This is a genomic window from Marinobacter sp. F4216, from assembly GCF_019931195.1.
Lineage (GTDB): Bacteria > Pseudomonadota > Gammaproteobacteria > Pseudomonadales > Oleiphilaceae > Marinobacter > Marinobacter suaedae.
In genome coordinates this window covers 355,177-373,154 of sequence record NZ_JAIOUO010000006.1, presented here as the reverse complement: position 1 = coordinate 373,154, position 17,978 = coordinate 355,177, and the positions used below count along the sequence as shown (strand labels likewise).

General features: G+C 58.1%; 17 protein-coding genes. 12 read left to right on the top strand and 5 right to left on the bottom strand.

Going from position 1 to position 17,978, the window contains the following annotated elements; genetic code table 11:
• Window positions 1-21: 21 nt before the first annotated feature.
• The 4 genes from K8I84_RS13760 to K8I84_RS13745 form a co-directional block, all read right to left on the bottom strand.
• Window positions 22-1,311 (bottom strand): PQQ-dependent sugar dehydrogenase, encoded by a 1,290-nt coding sequence (locus K8I84_RS13760; RefSeq protein WP_223795351.1) that lies wholly within the window; start codon window positions 1,309-1,311, stop codon window positions 22-24.
• Between the two features lie 254 nt (window positions 1,312-1,565).
• Window positions 1,566-2,942: a WS/DGAT/MGAT family O-acyltransferase gene (locus tag K8I84_RS13755; protein WP_223795350.1), complete on the bottom strand. Its 1,377-nt coding sequence runs from the start codon at window positions 2,940-2,942 to the stop codon at window positions 1,566-1,568.
• Window positions 2,939-3,943: an alpha/beta hydrolase gene (locus tag K8I84_RS13750; RefSeq protein ID WP_223795349.1), complete on the bottom strand. Its 1,005-nt coding sequence runs from the start codon at window positions 3,941-3,943 to the stop codon at window positions 2,939-2,941. The genes K8I84_RS13755 and K8I84_RS13750 overlap by 4 nt, the downstream gene beginning before the upstream one ends.
• A 119-nt stretch (window positions 3,944-4,062) precedes the next feature.
• Window positions 4,063-4,758: a Crp/Fnr family transcriptional regulator gene (locus K8I84_RS13745; RefSeq protein ID WP_223795348.1), complete on the bottom strand. Its 696-nt coding sequence runs from the start codon at window positions 4,756-4,758 to the stop codon at window positions 4,063-4,065.
• Window positions 4,759-4,873: 115 nt separating this feature from the next.
• Between K8I84_RS13745 and K8I84_RS13740 the strand changes: the two genes are divergently transcribed.
• The 7 genes from K8I84_RS13740 to K8I84_RS13710 are packed head-to-tail and all read left to right on the top strand — an operon-like array spanning window position 4,874 to window position 12,709.
• Complete coding sequence (locus K8I84_RS13740; RefSeq protein ID WP_411722683.1) at window positions 4,874-6,421, top strand: arylsulfatase; 1,548 nt, start codon at window positions 4,874-4,876, stop codon at window positions 6,419-6,421.
• Between the two features lie 17 nt (window positions 6,422-6,438).
• The gene (locus K8I84_RS13735; protein ID WP_223795347.1) at window positions 6,439-7,416 is read left to right on the top strand and encodes an AAA family ATPase; all 978 of its coding nucleotides are present in this window, start codon (window positions 6,439-6,441) and stop codon (window positions 7,414-7,416) included.
• 10 nt (window positions 7,417-7,426) lie between these two features.
• Window positions 7,427-8,410: a DUF58 domain-containing protein gene (locus K8I84_RS13730; RefSeq protein WP_223795346.1), complete on the top strand. Its 984-nt coding sequence runs from the start codon at window positions 7,427-7,429 to the stop codon at window positions 8,408-8,410.
• On the top strand, window positions 8,407-8,892 hold the full coding sequence (locus tag K8I84_RS13725) for a DUF4381 domain-containing protein (protein ID WP_223795345.1): 486 nt from the start codon (window positions 8,407-8,409) through the stop codon (window positions 8,890-8,892). Before K8I84_RS13730 ends, K8I84_RS13725 begins: the two co-directional genes overlap by 4 nt.
• Window positions 8,879-9,889: a VWA domain-containing protein gene (locus K8I84_RS13720; RefSeq protein ID WP_223795344.1), complete on the top strand. Its 1,011-nt coding sequence runs from the start codon at window positions 8,879-8,881 to the stop codon at window positions 9,887-9,889. The genes K8I84_RS13725 and K8I84_RS13720 overlap by 14 nt, the downstream gene beginning before the upstream one ends.
• Window positions 9,879-11,405, top strand: coding sequence for a vWA domain-containing protein (locus K8I84_RS13715; RefSeq protein ID WP_223795343.1), 1,527 nt, complete (start codon window positions 9,879-9,881; stop codon window positions 11,403-11,405). The genes K8I84_RS13720 and K8I84_RS13715 overlap by 11 nt, the downstream gene beginning before the upstream one ends.
• Window positions 11,402-12,709 carry a BatD family protein gene (locus tag K8I84_RS13710; RefSeq protein ID WP_223795342.1) on the top strand — a complete coding sequence of 436 codons (1,308 nt, stop codon included), beginning with the start codon at window positions 11,402-11,404 and terminating at the stop codon, window positions 12,707-12,709. Before K8I84_RS13715 ends, K8I84_RS13710 begins: the two co-directional genes overlap by 4 nt.
• Here the strand turns inward: K8I84_RS13710 and K8I84_RS13705 are convergent.
• Complete coding sequence (locus K8I84_RS13705) at window positions 12,706-12,918, bottom strand: tetratricopeptide repeat protein (RefSeq protein ID WP_223795341.1); 213 nt, start codon at window positions 12,916-12,918, stop codon at window positions 12,706-12,708. The genes K8I84_RS13710 and K8I84_RS13705 overlap by 4 nt on opposite strands.
• 562 nt (window positions 12,919-13,480) lie before the next feature.
• Between K8I84_RS13705 and K8I84_RS13700 the strand changes: the two genes are divergently transcribed.
• The 5 genes from K8I84_RS13700 to K8I84_RS13680 all read left to right on the top strand — a co-directional run bounded on the left by K8I84_RS13700 (window position 13,481) and on the right by K8I84_RS13680 (window position 17,948).
• Window positions 13,481-14,503: an AraC family transcriptional regulator gene (locus K8I84_RS13700; RefSeq protein ID WP_223795340.1), complete on the top strand. Its 1,023-nt coding sequence runs from the start codon at window positions 13,481-13,483 to the stop codon at window positions 14,501-14,503.
• A 72-nt stretch (window positions 14,504-14,575) separates the two neighbouring features.
• Window positions 14,576-15,733 carry an iron-containing alcohol dehydrogenase gene (locus K8I84_RS13695; protein WP_223795339.1) on the top strand — a complete coding sequence of 386 codons (1,158 nt, stop codon included), beginning with the start codon at window positions 14,576-14,578 and terminating at the stop codon, window positions 15,731-15,733.
• 28 nt (window positions 15,734-15,761) lie between these two features.
• Window positions 15,762-16,229 (top strand): acyl-CoA thioesterase, encoded by a 468-nt coding sequence (locus tag K8I84_RS13690; protein WP_263283141.1) that lies wholly within the window; start codon window positions 15,762-15,764, stop codon window positions 16,227-16,229.
• 320 nt (window positions 16,230-16,549) lie between these two features.
• A complete protein-coding gene (locus K8I84_RS13685; RefSeq protein ID WP_223795337.1) occupies window positions 16,550-17,245 on the top strand; it encodes an ABC transporter permease in 696 nt (231 codons plus the stop codon).
• Window positions 17,238-17,948: an ATP-binding cassette domain-containing protein gene (locus K8I84_RS13680; RefSeq protein ID WP_223795336.1), complete on the top strand. Its 711-nt coding sequence runs from the start codon at window positions 17,238-17,240 to the stop codon at window positions 17,946-17,948. The genes K8I84_RS13685 and K8I84_RS13680 overlap by 8 nt, the downstream gene beginning before the upstream one ends.
• The last annotated feature ends 30 nt before the right edge of the window (window positions 17,949-17,978 follow it).

The window sequence follows — 17,978 nt, the reverse complement described above, 5'->3', positions numbered from 1 at the left end:
TGGCAGTGCGGTCGGCCGTTTTTACTCGGCGGTAAACCGATGAATCTGACCTTCATCCGTTGCGACATAGAGAGAACCATCCGGTCCCATCACCAAGCCACGGAAACGGGCCGGACCGGCTGACAGAGGCATCTCTGTGTTATCCACAATTTCTGGCCCCTCGGGCACCAGGTTGATGACATTAATACGCTGGCCTACAGGCGTGTCACCGAAACCAATGCCCAGGAAACTGACCACCAGACGACCGTTCCAGTCACCCCACTGCTCACCCTCCAGGAACGCCGCACTGCTGATGCCCTGAGAATAATTGTTATTGGTCCACAGTGGCTTCATGGCATCCGGGTAGGTTTCGTAATCGGTCATCGGCATGTATTTCCTTCTTTCGTTAGGGTCCATGCCGTCATTCTGGTTTGGCTCATAGCCGCAGTAGTTGTCCGGACAATCGCCACGTCCTGCCATATTAGGCCGGGGGTCCCATCCACTGTTACCACCGGGCACCAGGGCATTTACTTCATCGGTATGCCATGGGCCATGTTCAGTAATAATCGGCTGATGACTTTTCGGATGAAAGGCGATGCCCTGAACGTTGCGGTGGCCGTAAGTGTAGGTGCGGGCATCGAATCCATCCGGTAACGCGTCAGCGTTCATCGGGGCTGCCTTGCCGTCACGGTCGATACGCAAGACCTTGGAGCCCAGATTGTCTCCGAATTGCGGCAGGCTGCTGTTGTGATTGTCACCGGTGGTCACGTAGAGAAAACCATCACCCGGATTAAAGCGGATGCGGCCTCCATTATGAGCCCCAGCGTCACCGAAGGGGTGATCTGTAGGAGCCTGTTTATAGGGAATGTTCTCCACAATGTCTGTGCGGTCCGAGACACTGGAAAAATCATCGCTGACGGTCAGTCGTAACACGCGGTTCGTCGCAGGGTCGTCACCCATGCGGGAGGCGGAATAAACGAAAACAGTCCGGTTGCTGTCGAAATCCGGATCCAGAGCCACACCATTCATGCCCGCTTGTCCATGACAGAACAGATCGTCGGCGGTCATGGAATAGCCTTCGGTGCCGCCCATGCCAAGCAGATTATTGACCGTACCATCCGGTAGTCGGACCGAGAGGCCTTTACACTTTTCAGTAACAAACATGGTTCCATCGGACAGGAAGGCTATATCCCAAGGCTTGTCGAGGCCATCCATGAAAACAGTTTGATTGATTTGGGCCGGTTGGGCCTGCAAGCTCATCGGCAACCCCAGCAATACCGACGAGGCCGCAACGGCACTCACATAACGTATGTAGGAGGACTTTTTCATCATTGTTGAACCATCCGTATTGTTCTTTTGTTTATGAAATACATCTCATAAACAGATTAGGTCTGGTTAAAATTTCGTCAAGTTTACCCCTACCACCTCCTGAGGCAGGGGGTCAGAGACTCGAACTCTCTCGGGCAGGCCATATTTCAGGAAAAAAAGAGCCCGCTAACTAGCGGGCTCTTTTGTGGAGTACAACCGTTCAACACCCTCAATAAAGGCTGAACCAAGTAACGTGCTCACAAAAATCTGCAGGCAACTCACCCGACCTCGTCTACGGACTGCAACGCAGGGCTGATCCCCAGCTCGCGTTCCAGTTCGCTCAAGGCATCCTCCAGCCCGGTTGCCAGGCGCTGCATCTGCGGCAGCGTATCTCTGCAAGCAATAATCCCGACATTCAGGAAACCGGCATGACTGTAACAGGTAAAGCTTACTGCCAATCCCGGGAAAACAATGTTGGCAGGATAGAGATGTAGCAGACGCGCACCCCGAAGATACTTTTCTTTCTTGCCTCCCGGCACATTGGAGACGACCGTATTGAACATCGGCGCAACGTGTTTGGCCGCACCGGTCATCATAGAGGCAATCGACGGCAACATGCTCAGGATCGAGTATGGCGTCCTCATTTGTGGTTCAAGGTCAAGGATTTGCTCCTTGGCAATGCTGGTGGACTCACTGACCTTTTTCAGCCGCAACACCGGATCGGCAATGTTGGTGCCGATCATGCTGTAAATCATGCCCACCGAGTTACCAATACTCTGGTCGCCTTCCGAACGCAGGGACATGGGAATCGCGGCGGTCAGGCTTGTTTCTGGCAGCGCCGTTTTTTCTTTGAGGTAATGGCGCAGGCTCCCCCCAACCAGGGTAACCATGACATCGTTCAGAGTAACCCCTGCGCGGCTGGCGACAGTCTTTAGCCGGTCAAGCTCGAAGGCCTGGGTCGCGAATCGCCGCTGGGCGCTGATGGCGCCGTTGATGGCCGTCTTTGGTGCAGAACGAAGCGTCGTCAGTCGTTCGTCACTACTGAACAGACGGACCAGCTTACCGGCGGTCCCCAACAGTGCCTGGGTAGAAGGAAGCCCCCGGGCTGCGCTCATCTGAAAGGGCTTTTCCGGCGCCGGGTGAACCCAGAAGGGAGGCATACGATGGTCCGTAGCGCTTTCCGACAACCCCCGCATCAGCAGGTTGGACGCGCTGATGCCATCAACCAGCGCATGATGAAACTTGACGTAAATGGCAAAACGCCTGCCTTCAAGGCCATCGATGAAATAACACTCCCAGAGCGGCTTGCGCATGTCCATGGGCTGGCTGTGGAGGCGGGCGACCATTTGTCCGAGCTCTCTTTCACCACCGGGTTTCGGCAGCGACAGATGACGCACATGGTATTCAAGGTCAGGATCAAAGGTTTCCTCCATGACCGGCGCCAATTGCCACCGTGACGGCGAGCGCAGCTTCTGGTTCCACGGGGCGCAGATACGGGTCTCACTGCGCCAATCATCGACCAGTTTTCGGACAAACTGCTCGCCCGCTTTCGCCGGACGCTCGAACACCATGAGGCCAGCTACATGCATGGGGGCAGAGGGGCTTTCCAGCTGAACAAAGGCGGAATCCATTGCGGAGAGTCGTTTGTAAGTCATGTTATCTCTGTGTTTCTGTTATCAGTGAGGTGTTGTTTGATGAACGCTGTCATGTCATCCCGCGCTTGCCTCGCCTCCGGCATCCAATCCTCCAGAAGCGGAAAGGCGTGAGGCATGCCGGGCCACTGTGCGAGCTCCACCGACACACCAGCGGCGCTGGCCTTACGCGCCAACAGCGCACTGTCATCCGCCAGGAGTTCGGAACTACCGGAGAAAATCAAAAGCGGGGGCAGCCCCTTGCATTCGCCCATGAGCGGCGAAATTTCCGGGCACGAGGCGTCAGCCTCACCGACGTACCAGTCGCGCGCCCGGGCAAGGTCGGCCAGGGGCAGCATTGCATCCGTACGGGCGTAGACTGAGCGGGAAGCCGCACCATGCAGCCGCGCAAGATCCAGAACCGGCGACACAGGCACGGCACACGCAGGCATGGGCAGCCCAGCCTTTCGAATTCTAAAAAGAAGGGCGACAAGCAGATTTCCGCCGGCCGACTCACCGCCAATCACGATGCGCTGGGGATCGATGCCGGCATTCAGCAGGAACCGGTAGGCCCGTTCACAATCGTCCAGCCCTGCCGGATACGGGTTGGCCGGTGCAAGCCGATAGTCCGGAACAAAAGCGTCGGCATCAAGCGAACGGCACAGGCGCTGGACAAAGGTGAGATGGCCATCAGGCAGGGCTGGAAGAACAAAGGCTCCACCATGCAGCCACAGAAGAACCGGCTTATCCGATGGAGCGAAGGACTCGCCAAGGATATGCCCCGGCACCGCCTGCTCGTTATCGCCTAAGATCTGGTAGTCGAAGTTGGCAAGTTGACCGTTGCGCGGAAAACGGGCCGCAAGATTCAGCTGCGCTTTCGCGACCCGGCGCTCTCCTCCCCTGATAACAAAGGCGAGTAAAGGTCTTACAATCCAGCGCAGACAGACGAGAACGCAACGGGACCTGAAGCCAAGATGCAGTTCAGGGCGGGCATAGCGTGTTGACCAAGTTTCTTTATTCACCATCCATGATCCGAACAATTACCAATTGATCCAATCATGAAGAAAATAATTACGGGTCAGGTTTCTTCCCATGCCCTTTTTTTGTCTTCTTACGCCACCGGGCGAACACTTGCAGGATAGGCCTATTCATCGAGACCGGTCAGAAACGTTTCGAAGCGGGCTGGGTTAGTCAAGGTGATGGTGCCGTATTCCAGACTCACCAGATTCTCTTGCTCAAACACACGTATGGCTTTCTGAGCGGCCTGCCGAGTCAGCCCGACCATGTTGCCCACCTGTTCACGGGTTAACCGCAGTCGCATCGGCTGCTCGGTGATTTTGCCGTCGCCCTGGAAAATTTGCAGAAACAAAAGCCGACGCCCCACCCGCACCGGAATACTGCGGGCAGTGTCATCCTCGATGATCATCATGGCTGCACACATCCGCCGTGCTAACTGATCCACAATCACCGGGTAAGCCTGCGGGTAGGTGGCCAACAGTCTATGAACCCGCGCCTCGGAAAACTCCAGCACCTCCACAGGTTCATGGGCTATCGCCCCATAGACCCTGGCCGGTAGAGAACAAAAAACCGCATCACCCAACCAGTTGCCCGCACCCACGATGGTCAGTATGGATTCGCGTCCGGAGGGCAGCGTGGACGTTACCCGAACCGAACCCGAAACGATCACGGTCAGAGCCTTACCACTGGCGCCTTTGATATACAGCGCCTGTTCTTCTTGGAAGCTTTTGTAAGTGCATAGGCTGGCTGCCTCTTCCAGACCTTCCGGGGGAAAACCAGCGAAGAGGGCACAGCGGGACAGTATTTGCGACGTTTCAGACATGGATAATTGTTATTCTATTAACGGTGTTTCTCTTCACTCCCGCCGTAGACTACAGCAAGCCGACACCAATGACTCGGCCCGGACTCCACTAGCAAGGTTTACACGGGAGAACAAGATGAACAACAAGCGAACCGGCCTGACCCGACTGCTGACAAGCCTCACAGTCTTTGTGACCGCGATGCTGTCTCACGCCATTCAGGCCGCCGAACGGCCGAACATCCTCGTCATTATGGGGGATGATATCGGTATCACCAATATCAGCAAATACAGCCACGGCCTGATGGGCTACAAAACCCCGAATATTGATCGCCTCGGTAATGAAGGCATGATGTTTACTGACTATTACGGCGAGCAGAGCTGCACGGCCGGCCGGTCAGCGTTCATTACCGGCCAGCACCCCATCCGCACCGGCCTAACCAAGGTCGGCGTACCGGGTGCGCCAATTGGCATCCAGCCCGAGGACCCCACCCTGGCCGAACTGCTCAAGCCGCTGGGTTACGTGTCCGGGCAGTTTGGCAAAAACCATCTCGGCGACCGGGATGAATTCCTGCCTACCAACCACGGCTTTGACGAGTTCTTCGGCAACCTCTACCACCTGAATGCCGAAGAGGCCCCGGAAGATCCCGCCTGGCCAGACGACCCCCAGATCGCCAAGCTGGTCACCCCCCGTGGCGTTATTCGCAGCAGCTCCGATGGCAAGGTTGAGGACCTGGGTCCGCTGAATACCCAGCGCATGGAAACCATCGACGAGGAATTCCTGCAAGCCACGCTGAGTTTCATCGATCGCGCCCATGCCGAGGAAAAGCCGTTCTTTGCCTGGTTCAATTCCACCCGCATGCACTATTACACCCATATCAAAGACGAAACCAAAGGGTTGTCCGGCCAGGGCTTCTATAACGATGGCATGGTTGAGCACGACAATCACGTGGGCGAACTGCTGGACAAGCTCGACCAGTTAGGCATCGCGGATAACACCATTGTCCTTTACACCACCGACAATGGCGTTCACTTCAACCAGTGGCCGGATGCAGGCATTACCCCGTTCCGCGGCGAGAAAAACACCAACTGGGAGGGTGGCTTCCGGGTGCCCGCCTTCGTTCGCTGGCCGGGAAAAATCGAGGCCAATACGGTCTCCAACGACATTATGGCCCACCTGGACTGGGTGCCGACACTGATGGCCGCCGTGGGCGAGCCCAACATCAAGCAGAAGTTGCTGGATGGGCATGACGCTGCCGGCAAATCCTTCAACGTACATCTGGATGGCCACAACTTCCTGCCCTACCTGACCGGTGAGGCGGAGAAAGGCCCGCGGGAGCAGTTCATTTACGCCAGCGATGACGGCGACATCATCGGCCTGCGCGATGGCGACTGGAAACTGGTGTTTGCCGAGCAGCGGGCGAAAACCTTTGAGGTCTGGCGGAATCCGTTTGTGAAACTGAGAATTCCGAAGATCTTCAACCTGCGTCAGGATCCGTACGAGCGGGCCGACCAGAATTCCAATGTCTATGAACGTTGGCTCGACCGGAAACTTCAGGCCCGAGGCATTCCGGGCGTAATCCGGGTCAAGCAGTTCCTGGAGACGTTCAAGGAATACCCGCCCAGACAGCGACCGGCCACCTTCACGATTGACCAGATCATGGAGCAGTACCTGAGCTACGACTAGTAAGTGAGGAGTAAGGCATGAGCCCCTGGCAAGCAATGAACGCCCTCCGGGAAAGGGTCAACAGTCAGATCCTGGGCCAGTCGGAACTGGTCGATCAACTGATCGTGGCATTGCTTGCCAACGGCCATGTTCTGCTCGAGAGCCAACCGGGGCTCGCCAAAACCCGGACCGCAAAAACACTGGCCCAGGCACTGGATGCGACGATGAAACGCATCCAGTTCACCCCCGACCTGCTGCCATCGGACCTCACCGGCTCGGAGGTGCTGCATCATGATGGTCAGCATCAGAGCTTCCATTTCGAGCCGGGCCCCCTCTTTGGCAACCTGATTCTTGCCGATGAGATCAACCGGGCGCCCGCCAAGGTGCAGGCCGCTCTCCTGGAAGCCATGGAAGAAAGACAGATCACGGTAGCCGGCCACACGCATACAATGCCGTCCCTGTTCATGGTTCTGGCAACCCAGAATCCGATTGAGCAGGAAGGCACCTACCTGCTGCCAGAAGCCCAGATGGATCGTTTTCTGATGAAAATTACACTGGGTTACCCGTCTCACGAGCAGGAGTGCGAAGTGCTGCGACTGGTCAGAGGCGAGGAAATTGCCAGTGACACCGGGGGCTCGGGAAACCAGCAACCGATTGCCAGTGAATCGGTTCTTCAGGCACGCAAGGAAATCAGCGAACTTTTTGTATCCCCGGCCATCGACAGCTACGTGGTGGACCTGGTTCACGCGACTCGGCCAGAGGTGACATCGGACGAGACCATCCGCAACTGGGTCGAGACCGGCGTCAGCCCGCGCGGTGTCATCGCCCTGGACCGCGCCGCCCGTGCCCATGCCTGGCTGGCGGGACAGGACCACGTCACCCCGGACAACGTCCGTGCGGTGTGCCAACCGGTACTTCGACACCGCCTGCGACTCAATTACGAGGCGATCGCCAACGAGGTGCAGGCCGACCAGATCATAGACCGATTACTGGATCGGGTTTCCATACCCACTTGAGGTTTTGGCCATGCGCTCAGGACCAGCCCCACTCAAAAAGCCCGACACCGACGAAAGCCTGCTGGACGATCCCGCGGTTTACGTCGACCTGCGCCGACTGATGGGTCTGGAAACCGAAGGCAGACTGATAAATTTCCGACCTCCCTTCGGCCACAGCAGTCAGTTGACGGGACACCACAAGTCCCGTCTTCGCGGGCGCGGTTTGGACTTTGAGGAACTCAAGCATTATCAGCCTGGCGACGATCTCAGACATCTGGATTGGCGGGCAACCAGACGGACCGGGAAACCGTTTGTGCGCAGCTTCACCGAAGAGCGGGATCGCCCCACCCTGGTGGTATGCGATCAGCGCATGGACATGTTTTTCGGATCGTCCCTGAACTTCAAATCCCTCACCGCCGCCGAGCTGGCTGCCCTGGTGGCCTGGAGCGCCTTTCACTCGGGGGATCGGGTCGGCGGCCTGGTGTTCAACGATCAGTGGGTTGAAACGGTCCCCGCGCATCGCTCCCGGCAGCGCCTGCAACAGTTTTTTGCGACGGTTGTTCGGCACAATCGGGCACTCCATGCGCAACAGCCCGGCCGGATCGACCACACCACGCTCGATCAGGTGCTGATCCGCTGCCTGAACATGGCCCATCATGACCACACCATCTGCCTGATCAGCGATTTTTCGGGGATTGGTGAATCCACACTCCGGCGTATGCGCCAGCTTTCGCAACACAACAATGTCATTGCCTTTCAGGTGTATGACCCCGTTGCCCTGAACCTTCCCCAGAGAAGCCGGGTCACGTTAGTTGACGGAAACCTTCAGGTGCCACTGCATCTTGGCAAAAAGTCGATCCACAAGCCGGTTGCCGATTTCCTGAAAGGCCGGCTGGCCAGGGTGGCGGACCTGATGCGCAAGAGCCGAATTCCTCTTTGCATGATCAGCGCCGGTGAAGCTACCGCAGGGCAATACCGGCGCGCCCTGGCCGGCCGCGCTGGATGGCAGCGATGAGCCTGTCCCAGCAGTTGGCCAACCTCAGGGAACTGCCGCCGCCGGAGATGCCCGGCCTGTGGCCGCAGACCTGGGGCTGGTGGCTGCTGTTTGGTCTGATTGGACTGGCGTTCGTGGCGCTTGTCGCGCGTCGTTTTCGCACCCACTACCGCAACCGCTACCGGAGGGAGGCACTGGCTGAGCTGGACGAACTTGAGCAGGCATGGCGGCAAAATCCGGCCCATGTCGCACCCCTGCGAACACTGCCAAGCCTGCTGAAACGAGTGGTAATTTATCTGTACGGGAAAGCCAGCACCGCTGCGCCCCCACCGTCGCTGGCAATGGCGCTTGGTGAACTGGCACACCATCCTCTGACAGAGGATCTGGGCAGCCGCCTTGCTGATCTGGCCTACGCCCCCGACCACCGTTTGCTGGCACTGGATCCCGAGGACCTGCTCCAACAAACCCGCCTCTGGCTGGAGACTCACCATGTTCCAGCTTGAATACCCGTACCTTCTGCTGCTGACCCCATTGCCCTTGCTGGGATATCGTTTCCTGCCCCCCTACCGGCAGGAGCATTCGGCACTGCGTGTTACCTACACCCATGAGCTCCACTCGGCACTGCCTGGCTCGGTGGAAGCACGCGCATCAGGCCGTCGTCATCTGTGGTTATTTGCGTATTGGGTGGCATGGCTGCTAGCACTCGTCGCCGCAGCGAGGCCGGTTGAGTTGCCATCTCCGATAGTTGTTGAGGAACCCACCCGCAGCCTGGTTCTGGCGATCGATCTATCCCAGTCGATGGACACCAGCGATTACCGGCAAGTGGACGGTTCAACCACCGATCGGCTGTCGGCGGTCAAAGCCGTGGTCGGAGACTTCATTCAAAGGCGCCAGGACGATCGCATCGGCCTTCTGGTGTTTGGTGACCGGGCGTTTGTGCAGGCCAGCCCAACCACCGACCATGCCACAGTCTTCCGACTACTGACGGAAACGACCACTGGCATGGCCGGCCCAAGCACGGCCATTGGCGATGCGATCGGACTGACCATACGCATGCTTGAGGAGGACACCGAGGGCGATAATGTCTTGATCCTGCTTACTGATGGAAACGACACAGCCAGTCGAATTCAGCCGCTCCAGGCGGCGAACATCGCGGCCCGCAAGAACCTTCGGATTTACACCGTCGCTGTCGGCGATCCCGATACCGGCACTGAGGATGCGGTGGATATTAAAAGCCTGCAGGCTATTGCCACGGCGACCGGCGGCCAGTTCTTCCTGGCCTCGGACCGGGAGGCCCTGGCGTCGGTCTACGCAACACTCAACGAACTGACGCCCCGACAGAGCACCACCCTGTCGTTCCAGCCAAAAATCGAATGGTTCTGGCTACCCTTGGCGCTGTCCTCGGGGTTACTGCTTCTGGTTTTGGCGATTGAAATTATCCGCGATCGAAGAACGGGGGTGCTGGATTTGCCGAGGAAAGAGGTGGCTCATGGGGATTGATCTGGAGGCGCTGCACCTGCTGCGGCCCTGGGGCCTGATTTTCACGGTGGCAGGCGGACTGCTTCCATTGCTCTGGCGCCGTTACCAGGCCCGAACCCGTCACTTTTCCGAACTCATCCCGGAGCGTCTGGCACGCCATCTGGTGGTAAAAACCGATAATTCGCACAGGTTTCACCCGATACATCTGCTCAGTGCATTGCTCATTCTGGGGGGGCTTGGCGTTGCGGGTCCGAGCTGGGATAAACAGCGACCTGCCTTCATGGAGAACAGAGCGCCGATTATCCTGGCGGTGGATCTGTCCAAGAGCATGAATCGGGCCGACGTCACACCGTCGCGCCTGGAGCTGGCCAAAGCGAAGGCCCGGGCGCTGGTTTCACGCAACCCATCGACCCGGTTCGGCCTGATCGCCTACGCCGGCTCGGCCCACCTTGTGCTGCCGCCGACCCGTGACGCCGACTTGATCAATCTGTACCTGGAAGCCCTCTCGTCGGACCTGATTCCAGGCCCGGGGCGGAATACGTCGGCTGTGGTGAAAGAAGCTAAAAGGCTGCTGGCCGCCAGCCAGATCCCGGGCACGCTGGTTTTCATCACCGATGGCATCGACCCGGCGCAAGCCCAGGGCACCCTCCAACAACTGCAGGGTTCAGACCTGCAAGTGCTGATGCTGATGACAGCGGCGGACAACCCGGAAACGCCGGACACCACCGAGGCCATGAAACGCTTTGCTGATACGATCAACGCGGACATCGCCAGTACCACGGCCAACAGCGATGACCTTCGGTGGCTGGAGCTTTCCGCCCTCCTGCACTTCCGTGATGCCGGGCTCCAGGACGCAGGCCTGCACTGGAAAGACATGGGCTACTGGCTGGTGTGGCCCATTCTCGCCCTGACCCTACTCGGCGTGAGACGAGGCTGGTCCCTGCCGGCGGTTGTCCTCGCTCTGCTCCTAAACAGCCCGGGGTTCGTGCCGCCAGCCACAGCGGGCCCGTTAGCCGATGCCTTTCTGACACCGGATCAGCAAGGACAACTGGCCTATGAGGCAGGTAGGTTCGCAGACGCTGCCCGGCTGTTCCAGGATCCGTATCTGCGTGGTCTGGCCGCGTACCGGGCGGCACAGTACGACCTGGCCGTCGCCAGTTTCCGGCAAGTGGACACCGCACAGGCCTGGTTCTACCGCGGTAACAGCCTTGCCAAGCAGGTGAAGCTGAAACAAGCCATCAGCACTTACGAGCAGGCACTGAGCCGCCAGCCGGACTTTCCGGCCGCCAGGGACAATCTGGATACGGTCCTCGAACTGCAAAGCAGCCTCGAACAGCAGCGCAGTGAAACTCCGGATATGAGCGCCGATGACGTCACGTTCGATTCCGAGCTCGATCAGGGTAAGCAGCGGGAGGAGGCCCAATCCCGGTCGCTGACCGAAGCGGTTTGGCTGGAAAACCTGAGCACCTCGCCCAAGGCCTTTCTGCGCCGCAAGTTCCAGTACCAGAATCATTCAGGCGGAGGCTCTGAACCATGAGTATCCGACTCGCCCTCTGGCTACTACTGGCATGGCCGTGGCTGACGCACGCAAGCCCGGAGTACTGGCTCGAAACACGCCTGGAACCGGGTAACGAGGTGACCGTTGGCAGTACTGCAACGCTGGAGATTGATGTTCTTGTCGACACCTGGTTTGTCGAACCGCCGCGTTTCGAAGCCTGGACGCTTGAAGGTGCCCGGATAACCTTCGACGGATCGCAGGGGCGCAACCTGCACCGTTCTCGGGACGGCAAGCCCTACTATGGCCTCACCTTCAGTTACCAGATTGTTCCCACAAGAGCCGGCGAGTTTCAGATTCCGTCGCTGACGCTGAACCTGAAGGCGGGCCGGGCCGAGGGGTCAACGTCCCTGCAGACTGAACCCGTCAGGTTTGAATCAAAGCTTCCGGCGGCCCTTGCGGGCCGAGGCCCTACGCTGATGGCGTCATCCGTGGAGGCGATCCAGAGCGTTCTCCCGGAGCCATCCAGGCTGGCCGTCGGTGCCGTCCTGACCCGTGAAGTGACGCTCAAGGCCATGGGCGCCCGAACGATCACCTTTCCCGCCCCGGCGATTCCGGATCCAAATGGTGCAAAGGGCGAGCGCAAGCCTCCTGTGATCACTGACCTGACCAATGAGCGCGGCCAGGCAGTCGGCGCACAGCGGATTGATGCCATCACCTATGTGGCGGAATCCCCCGGAAAACTGACCTTGCCGTCGTTTTCCGTCACTTGGTGGGACACTACCACCGGCAAGCTCACCGAAACCCTCATTCCTGCCACAGAGGTGATGGTGCAGCCGTCCCCCCGGGCATCTTCGCCATTTGCGACAGAATCGAAACTGGCGACATTGCAGCGGCGTGTAGACGGCCAGTTGCCAGCGTGGCTCTGGTCGGCGGTGGCATTGGCTCTGGTGTGGTGCGCCCGGAAACCACTACTGCAAGGATTCCGAAAGCTTCATCGTTGTCTACAGAAAATGAAGGCCCGATGGCAAAGTTCGCGATTGCATCTGCGTTATCGCGCCCAGCGCCTGCTTAACAACAATCCTCCGGACCTGATAGGCCTCTACCGGCTCCAGGCCCGGAACCGTCGATCCGAGCGGTTGCTGCCGGACATTGACCAGGACCTTGCGCCGAGAAAACGCGAGGAAATAAAGCGGGGGCTCAGCGAATGCTTTGGTGAAAACCCGGCTCCGGCTCGCGGTCAACGAAGACTCAGGCGTGTTATTGGCGCTCTGGCGAAACGGCCTGGGCCCCTCCGGGGAAAACCGCAGCGCCGAGTGCTTCCTCCCCTCAACGAGGCGGATTAATTTAATCGCTGTTCCAGATCCCGGATTAACGACCTGACCTGAGGATCACCCGGGGCCACCCGCTGCAGCCGGCGGGCGTAGTCCAGCGTCTCCCGCATCCGCCCCTGCTGGAGCGTGAAAAACACCATGGCATTGAGCAGGCCCGGATCCTCAGGGTGTCTGGACAACCCTTCAGAGAGCACTGTTTCCGCGTTTTCAAACTTGCCCACTCGGGCAAGAACAAGGCCATGGTTATAGGCAACTCTTCGGAGGGGCGCCCCGCGCGCTGCAGATAGGTGGCGAGATTCAGGCGGGTGCCGGGCAGCGTCGCCAGCTCGAGCCAATTGACACAGTGGTATTTAACGCGCCATCCCACTCCCCCGCATCGAAGGTGAAGCCGTTGGCCACACTGGAAAGCCGCCCAGGGCCATCGCCAAGGCGACACCTGCGGATAGCTTGTTGCTTAAAGAAAAGTACATGTTGTTATGCATCGTGGTCTGATCTCCCGCCCATAGCACATAGAAGCGATGCGCTGTGCGAGTCTTGTTTTATGTTTTAGAGTCCGGCCCAATATTGCCAAGCAGGAACACCTGTGTTTAATCTGCGATGACAAACTTTTAGCTTTTGACGCCAAGACAGGTCAGGCTAAAAAAATTACAATGAAGAGCAGAGGATCCATCAAAATAAAAAGGCCGCCCTCGACACCAGCTTCGGATAGCAGCAGGCGGCCATCCCTCAGGTCCTCAGCATGTTCGAGAAACAGTATTTAGAACAAAAATTTGCGAGAACATAATGACCCATACGATGCTCCGCGCCCGGTCCATGACGGGGGTAGCTGAAACCATCAGGGAATTGGGCGGTGACCCGAAAAGGTTCCTGGCGGACTTTCATCTCAACGAGGAGATGAGCAGCAACCCCAAGCAAATGATTCCCTACCTGACCCTGATTCAGATGCTTGAAAGGGCGGCCGTGGATTTCAACTGTCCGGACTTCGGGATTCGGGTGGGTCTCAAACAGGGGCTTAGTGTACTCGGCCCCATCGCCGTCATCGCCGAAAACTCGGCAACGGTCGAAAACGCCCTGCAGCACATCATCAAATACATCAGCTACCACAGCCCGTCCATCCATTTGCGATTGGACCCGCCTACCCCGGAAAAGTATCGCGGGCTTCACTTTGAAATAGCGATCACTCAGGGGCAGACTCGCGCTCAAACCATCGAGATGAGTCTGTTATTGGCAACGAAGGTGATCCGTGCACTGATCGGTGACGAAAATCGGCTGCTGCCGCTTCATTTCCGCCACCCCAGAGTGAGCCCGCTGGCTCGTTATCGAGCGGCCTACAAAACACCTGTGACCTTTGAAACCAACTCGAATACTGTATACATACCAACGGACGCACTGGCAGCGGAGATTCGCAGCCGGGATCCGGCGCTCAAGCAGATGATGGAAGAGTATGTTACCCAGAATATCGATACCACGGCTTACTCACTGCAGGAAAACGTTCGTTCCCTGGTTATCTCACTATTGCCGCTGGAACGGCGCTGTACCATTCCACTAATTGCCAAGCATCTGGTAATGAGTGAGCGGACACTTCAGCGCCGACTCAAGAAAGAGAACATCGTATTTGAAGGCCTGGTCGATGAGGTGCGTCGCGAATTGGCAAAAGACTATCTCTCGGATCAACGAATGACGATCAGCCAGATTGCCGGCCTCATCGGTTATGGGCAGCAAAGCTCCTTCAACCGGGCCTGCATGCGCTGGTTTGGTAAATCGCCCAAAACCTTCCGGGAGGAGGTAGCCGTCACTAGCCATTAGAGTAGCGCTGGGTGCCACAACTGCCGATGGTAGAGGCAATGCCCCTCTCTCCTCACTCGACCAGGAGGAATCATGACTAGATTTACCTTCAACACAACCAAGAGTGTTATCTGCGAACCGGGCGCCATCAAACGCCTGGGCAATCTTGTCAGTGAACAGATTGGCAAACGGGTGTTGCTGGTTACCGACTCTGGTTTGATCAAGGCCGGCCTGCTCGAAGCGGCCACCCGTGCTCTCGACGAAGCCGGCGTGCAGTATCGTGTCTTTGACGGGGTCATCGCCGATCCGCCGGTCGCCATTGTTGACGCGGCTGTTGCTGACGCCCGGGCTGCCGACATCGACGGTGTTATAGGCTTTGGCGGTGGCTCGTCCATGGACGTAGCCAAGCTGATCGCCCTGCTGATGGGTGGCGGAGAAAAGCTGGACGACATCTATGGCGTGGGCAATGCGAAAGGACAGCGACTACCGCTCATCCAGATCCCGACAACCGCCGGCACCGGCTCGGAGGTCACACCCATTTCCATCATTACGGTGGGTGAAACCGAAAAAAAGGGTGTGGTTGCTCCCCAGCTTCTGCCAGACATTGCCCTGCTCGACGCCGAGTTGACACTGGGCCTTCCCGCCCCGGTGACCGCTGCAACCGGCATCGACGCCATGGTTCATGCCATTGAAAGCTATACGTCAGCCTCCGCTAACAACAACGCGGTCTCAAAGACCCTGGCCCGGGAAGCCCTTAGACTGTTAGGTGCCAATATTGAAACCGCCGTGAAAAGCGGGCGCGATGTGCAGGCCCGTTCCAACATGCTTCTGGGCGCCATGCTCGCTGGCCAGGCTTTCGCCAACTCACCGGTGGCGGCCGTCCACGCCCTGGCATACCCGATTGGCGGCATCTTCCACGTTCCCCATGGCCTGTCGAACGCTTTGGTACTGCCCCACGTGATGCGCTTCAACGCCAGAGCATGTGCCGATGCCTATGCTACGTTGGCCACCGATGCCTTCCCGGACCTCACATCCGTGCCCGCCGAGCAGCGGGTAGGACAGTTCATCGACCGGCTTGAGGTGCTGAGCGCCGATCTGGGTCTGGAACAGACGCTGCGAGAGGTAGGAATCAGTGATGCCGACCTGCCAAGACTCGCTTCCGATGCCATGAAACAGACCCGGCTGCTGGTGAATAACCCAAGGGACGTGTCCGAAGCCGATGCCCTGGCAATCTACAAGGCCGCACTTTGAACCGATTGACTGTACAGGTTGAAATGGCATGAGCCGGAGCGCTGATTTACTCGCAGGGAGGCCCAAGGTGGAACGAAGCGACTTTCCGATTTTCTATCCCATGCAGACTCGCTGGATGGACAACGACATCTATGGGCACGTGAACAACGTGACCTACTACTCGTACTTTGACTCGGCCATCAACCGGTTTCTGATAGAAAAAGGCGGGCTTAACATCCACGCCTCAGACGTGGTCGGTTTCGTGGTCAGCTCAAACTGCCAGTTTCGAAAACCACTTGCCTACCCTGACGCCATTTCCGTTGGGCTTCGCGTTGCGAAGATCGGCCACAGCTCGGTGACCTATGAAACCGGCATCTTCAGAGATTCTGAAACCGAGGCATCAGCACATGGCCAGGTCGTGCATGTCTTTGTCAGCAGAGAACACAACACAGCTACCCGCATACCGGAGTCTATTCGCCAGGCCCTGGAGCAGATCGTCGTCCACCATTTCGATTAGATCTGAAGGACAGGTCCAGTTCGTGTACGGTCGTCCAGCCGATCATAGATATCCGTCAGTCGGGACTGAGCGTCGTTCAAGAAACCTTTTTGCCGAACCCAAATACCTCTCCCTAATGTCTGATCGATTCGATACTGGCATCTCAGGCAGCGCGCTTAACTGCCGGGTAGGCCAACAGGATAGACCGAAATGAGAGGATCTTACTTACTGAAACGAAACACTTTTTTTCTACAATTCAGTTGACTGCAAAGCAAACCCCTGCAAATCTGAGGGATAGAGCGTGCAATCTTCGACTTACTGGTGCAGGACTCCGCCTATACATGGATGCTTTGGCTGAAGCCTTTCGACTGATTATCACGCTGGATGCGGATCTGTACGAGATTCTCTGGCTGTCCATCCGGGTCAGCCTGGTCGCGCTGGCCATTGCAGCTGTTATCGGATTGCCACTCGGAACCTACCTGGCGATCACCCACTTTCCGGGACGCAAGCTCTGCATTCTTTTGCTCAACGCCCTCATGGGCATGCCTCCGGTTGTGGTGGGGTTGATGGTGTACCTGCTGCTGTCACGCTCCGGCCCCCTTGGCTGGATGGGTCTGCTGTACACACCAACGGCGATGATTATCGCGCAGGTGGTGTTGATCACACCGATCATCGCGGCCCTGTCGAATCAGGTGATCGAAAGTCTTCATCAGGAATACCACGACACCTTCTACTCGATGGGGGTAACCGGGCGCCGTGCGGTCGCTGCCTATCTGGTGGATGCCCGCTATGCACTGACCACCTGCATTCTGGCTGGCTTCGGCCGGGCCATTGCCGAGGTGGGCGCGGTCATTATCGTTGGAGGTAACATCGATCACCTGACCCGTGTGATGACCACCGCCATCGCCCTGGAAACCTCGAAGGGCAATCTAACCCTGGCCCTGGCCCTGGGTGCGGTTCTGCTGACCATGTCACTGCTGGTTAACGCCCTGGTGATCGGTGTTCGTGAATACGCGGAGAAGCGCCAGTATGCCTGATTCGTTGTTACCCATTCGCATCTCAGACCTGCGCCTGAACAAGCGAGACAGAGCGGTGCTGGATGGCGTGGACCTGACAATCCAGGAACCCGGCATCACCGTCATCATGGGGCCCAACGGTGCAGGTAAGAGCCTGCTGCTGCGCTGCCTGCATGGGCTGATCCAACCGGACCACGGGCAAATTACCCTTGGCCAGCTTAAAGTCACAGACAGCCGCAACCAGCAGGCCATGGTCTTTCAGCAACCCGTCCTGCTGCGCAGAACCGTGCTGCAGAACCTGGCCTTTGCGGCACCCGAGATGGCCAGGACTGAACCCAAACGACTGATGCAGGCACTGGAATCGGTCCTGCTGGCGCACCTGGCCGACCAACCGGCCCGGATGCTGTCCGGTGGTGAGCAGCAGCGGCTTTCACTGGCGCGGGCGCTGCTGGGCAAGCCCGCCCTGCTGCTGCTCGACGAAGCGACCGCCAGTCTGGACCCCGCGTCCGTGCTGCTGATCGAATCCCTGCTCAAAACCCAGATCGCCCGGGGAACCAAGGTCATTCTGGTCAGTCATGATCAGGGACAGGCACGCCGACTGGCCGATGAAATCGTGTTTATATCGAATGGGCAGGTCGCCGAGCAAAGCCCGGCGGATGCGTTTTTTGCCGCGCCCAGAACCCCGGTGGCCAAAGCGTACCTGGCCGGTGAAATTCCGTGTTAGGGATAAACAATAACTATAAGGAGCACCACC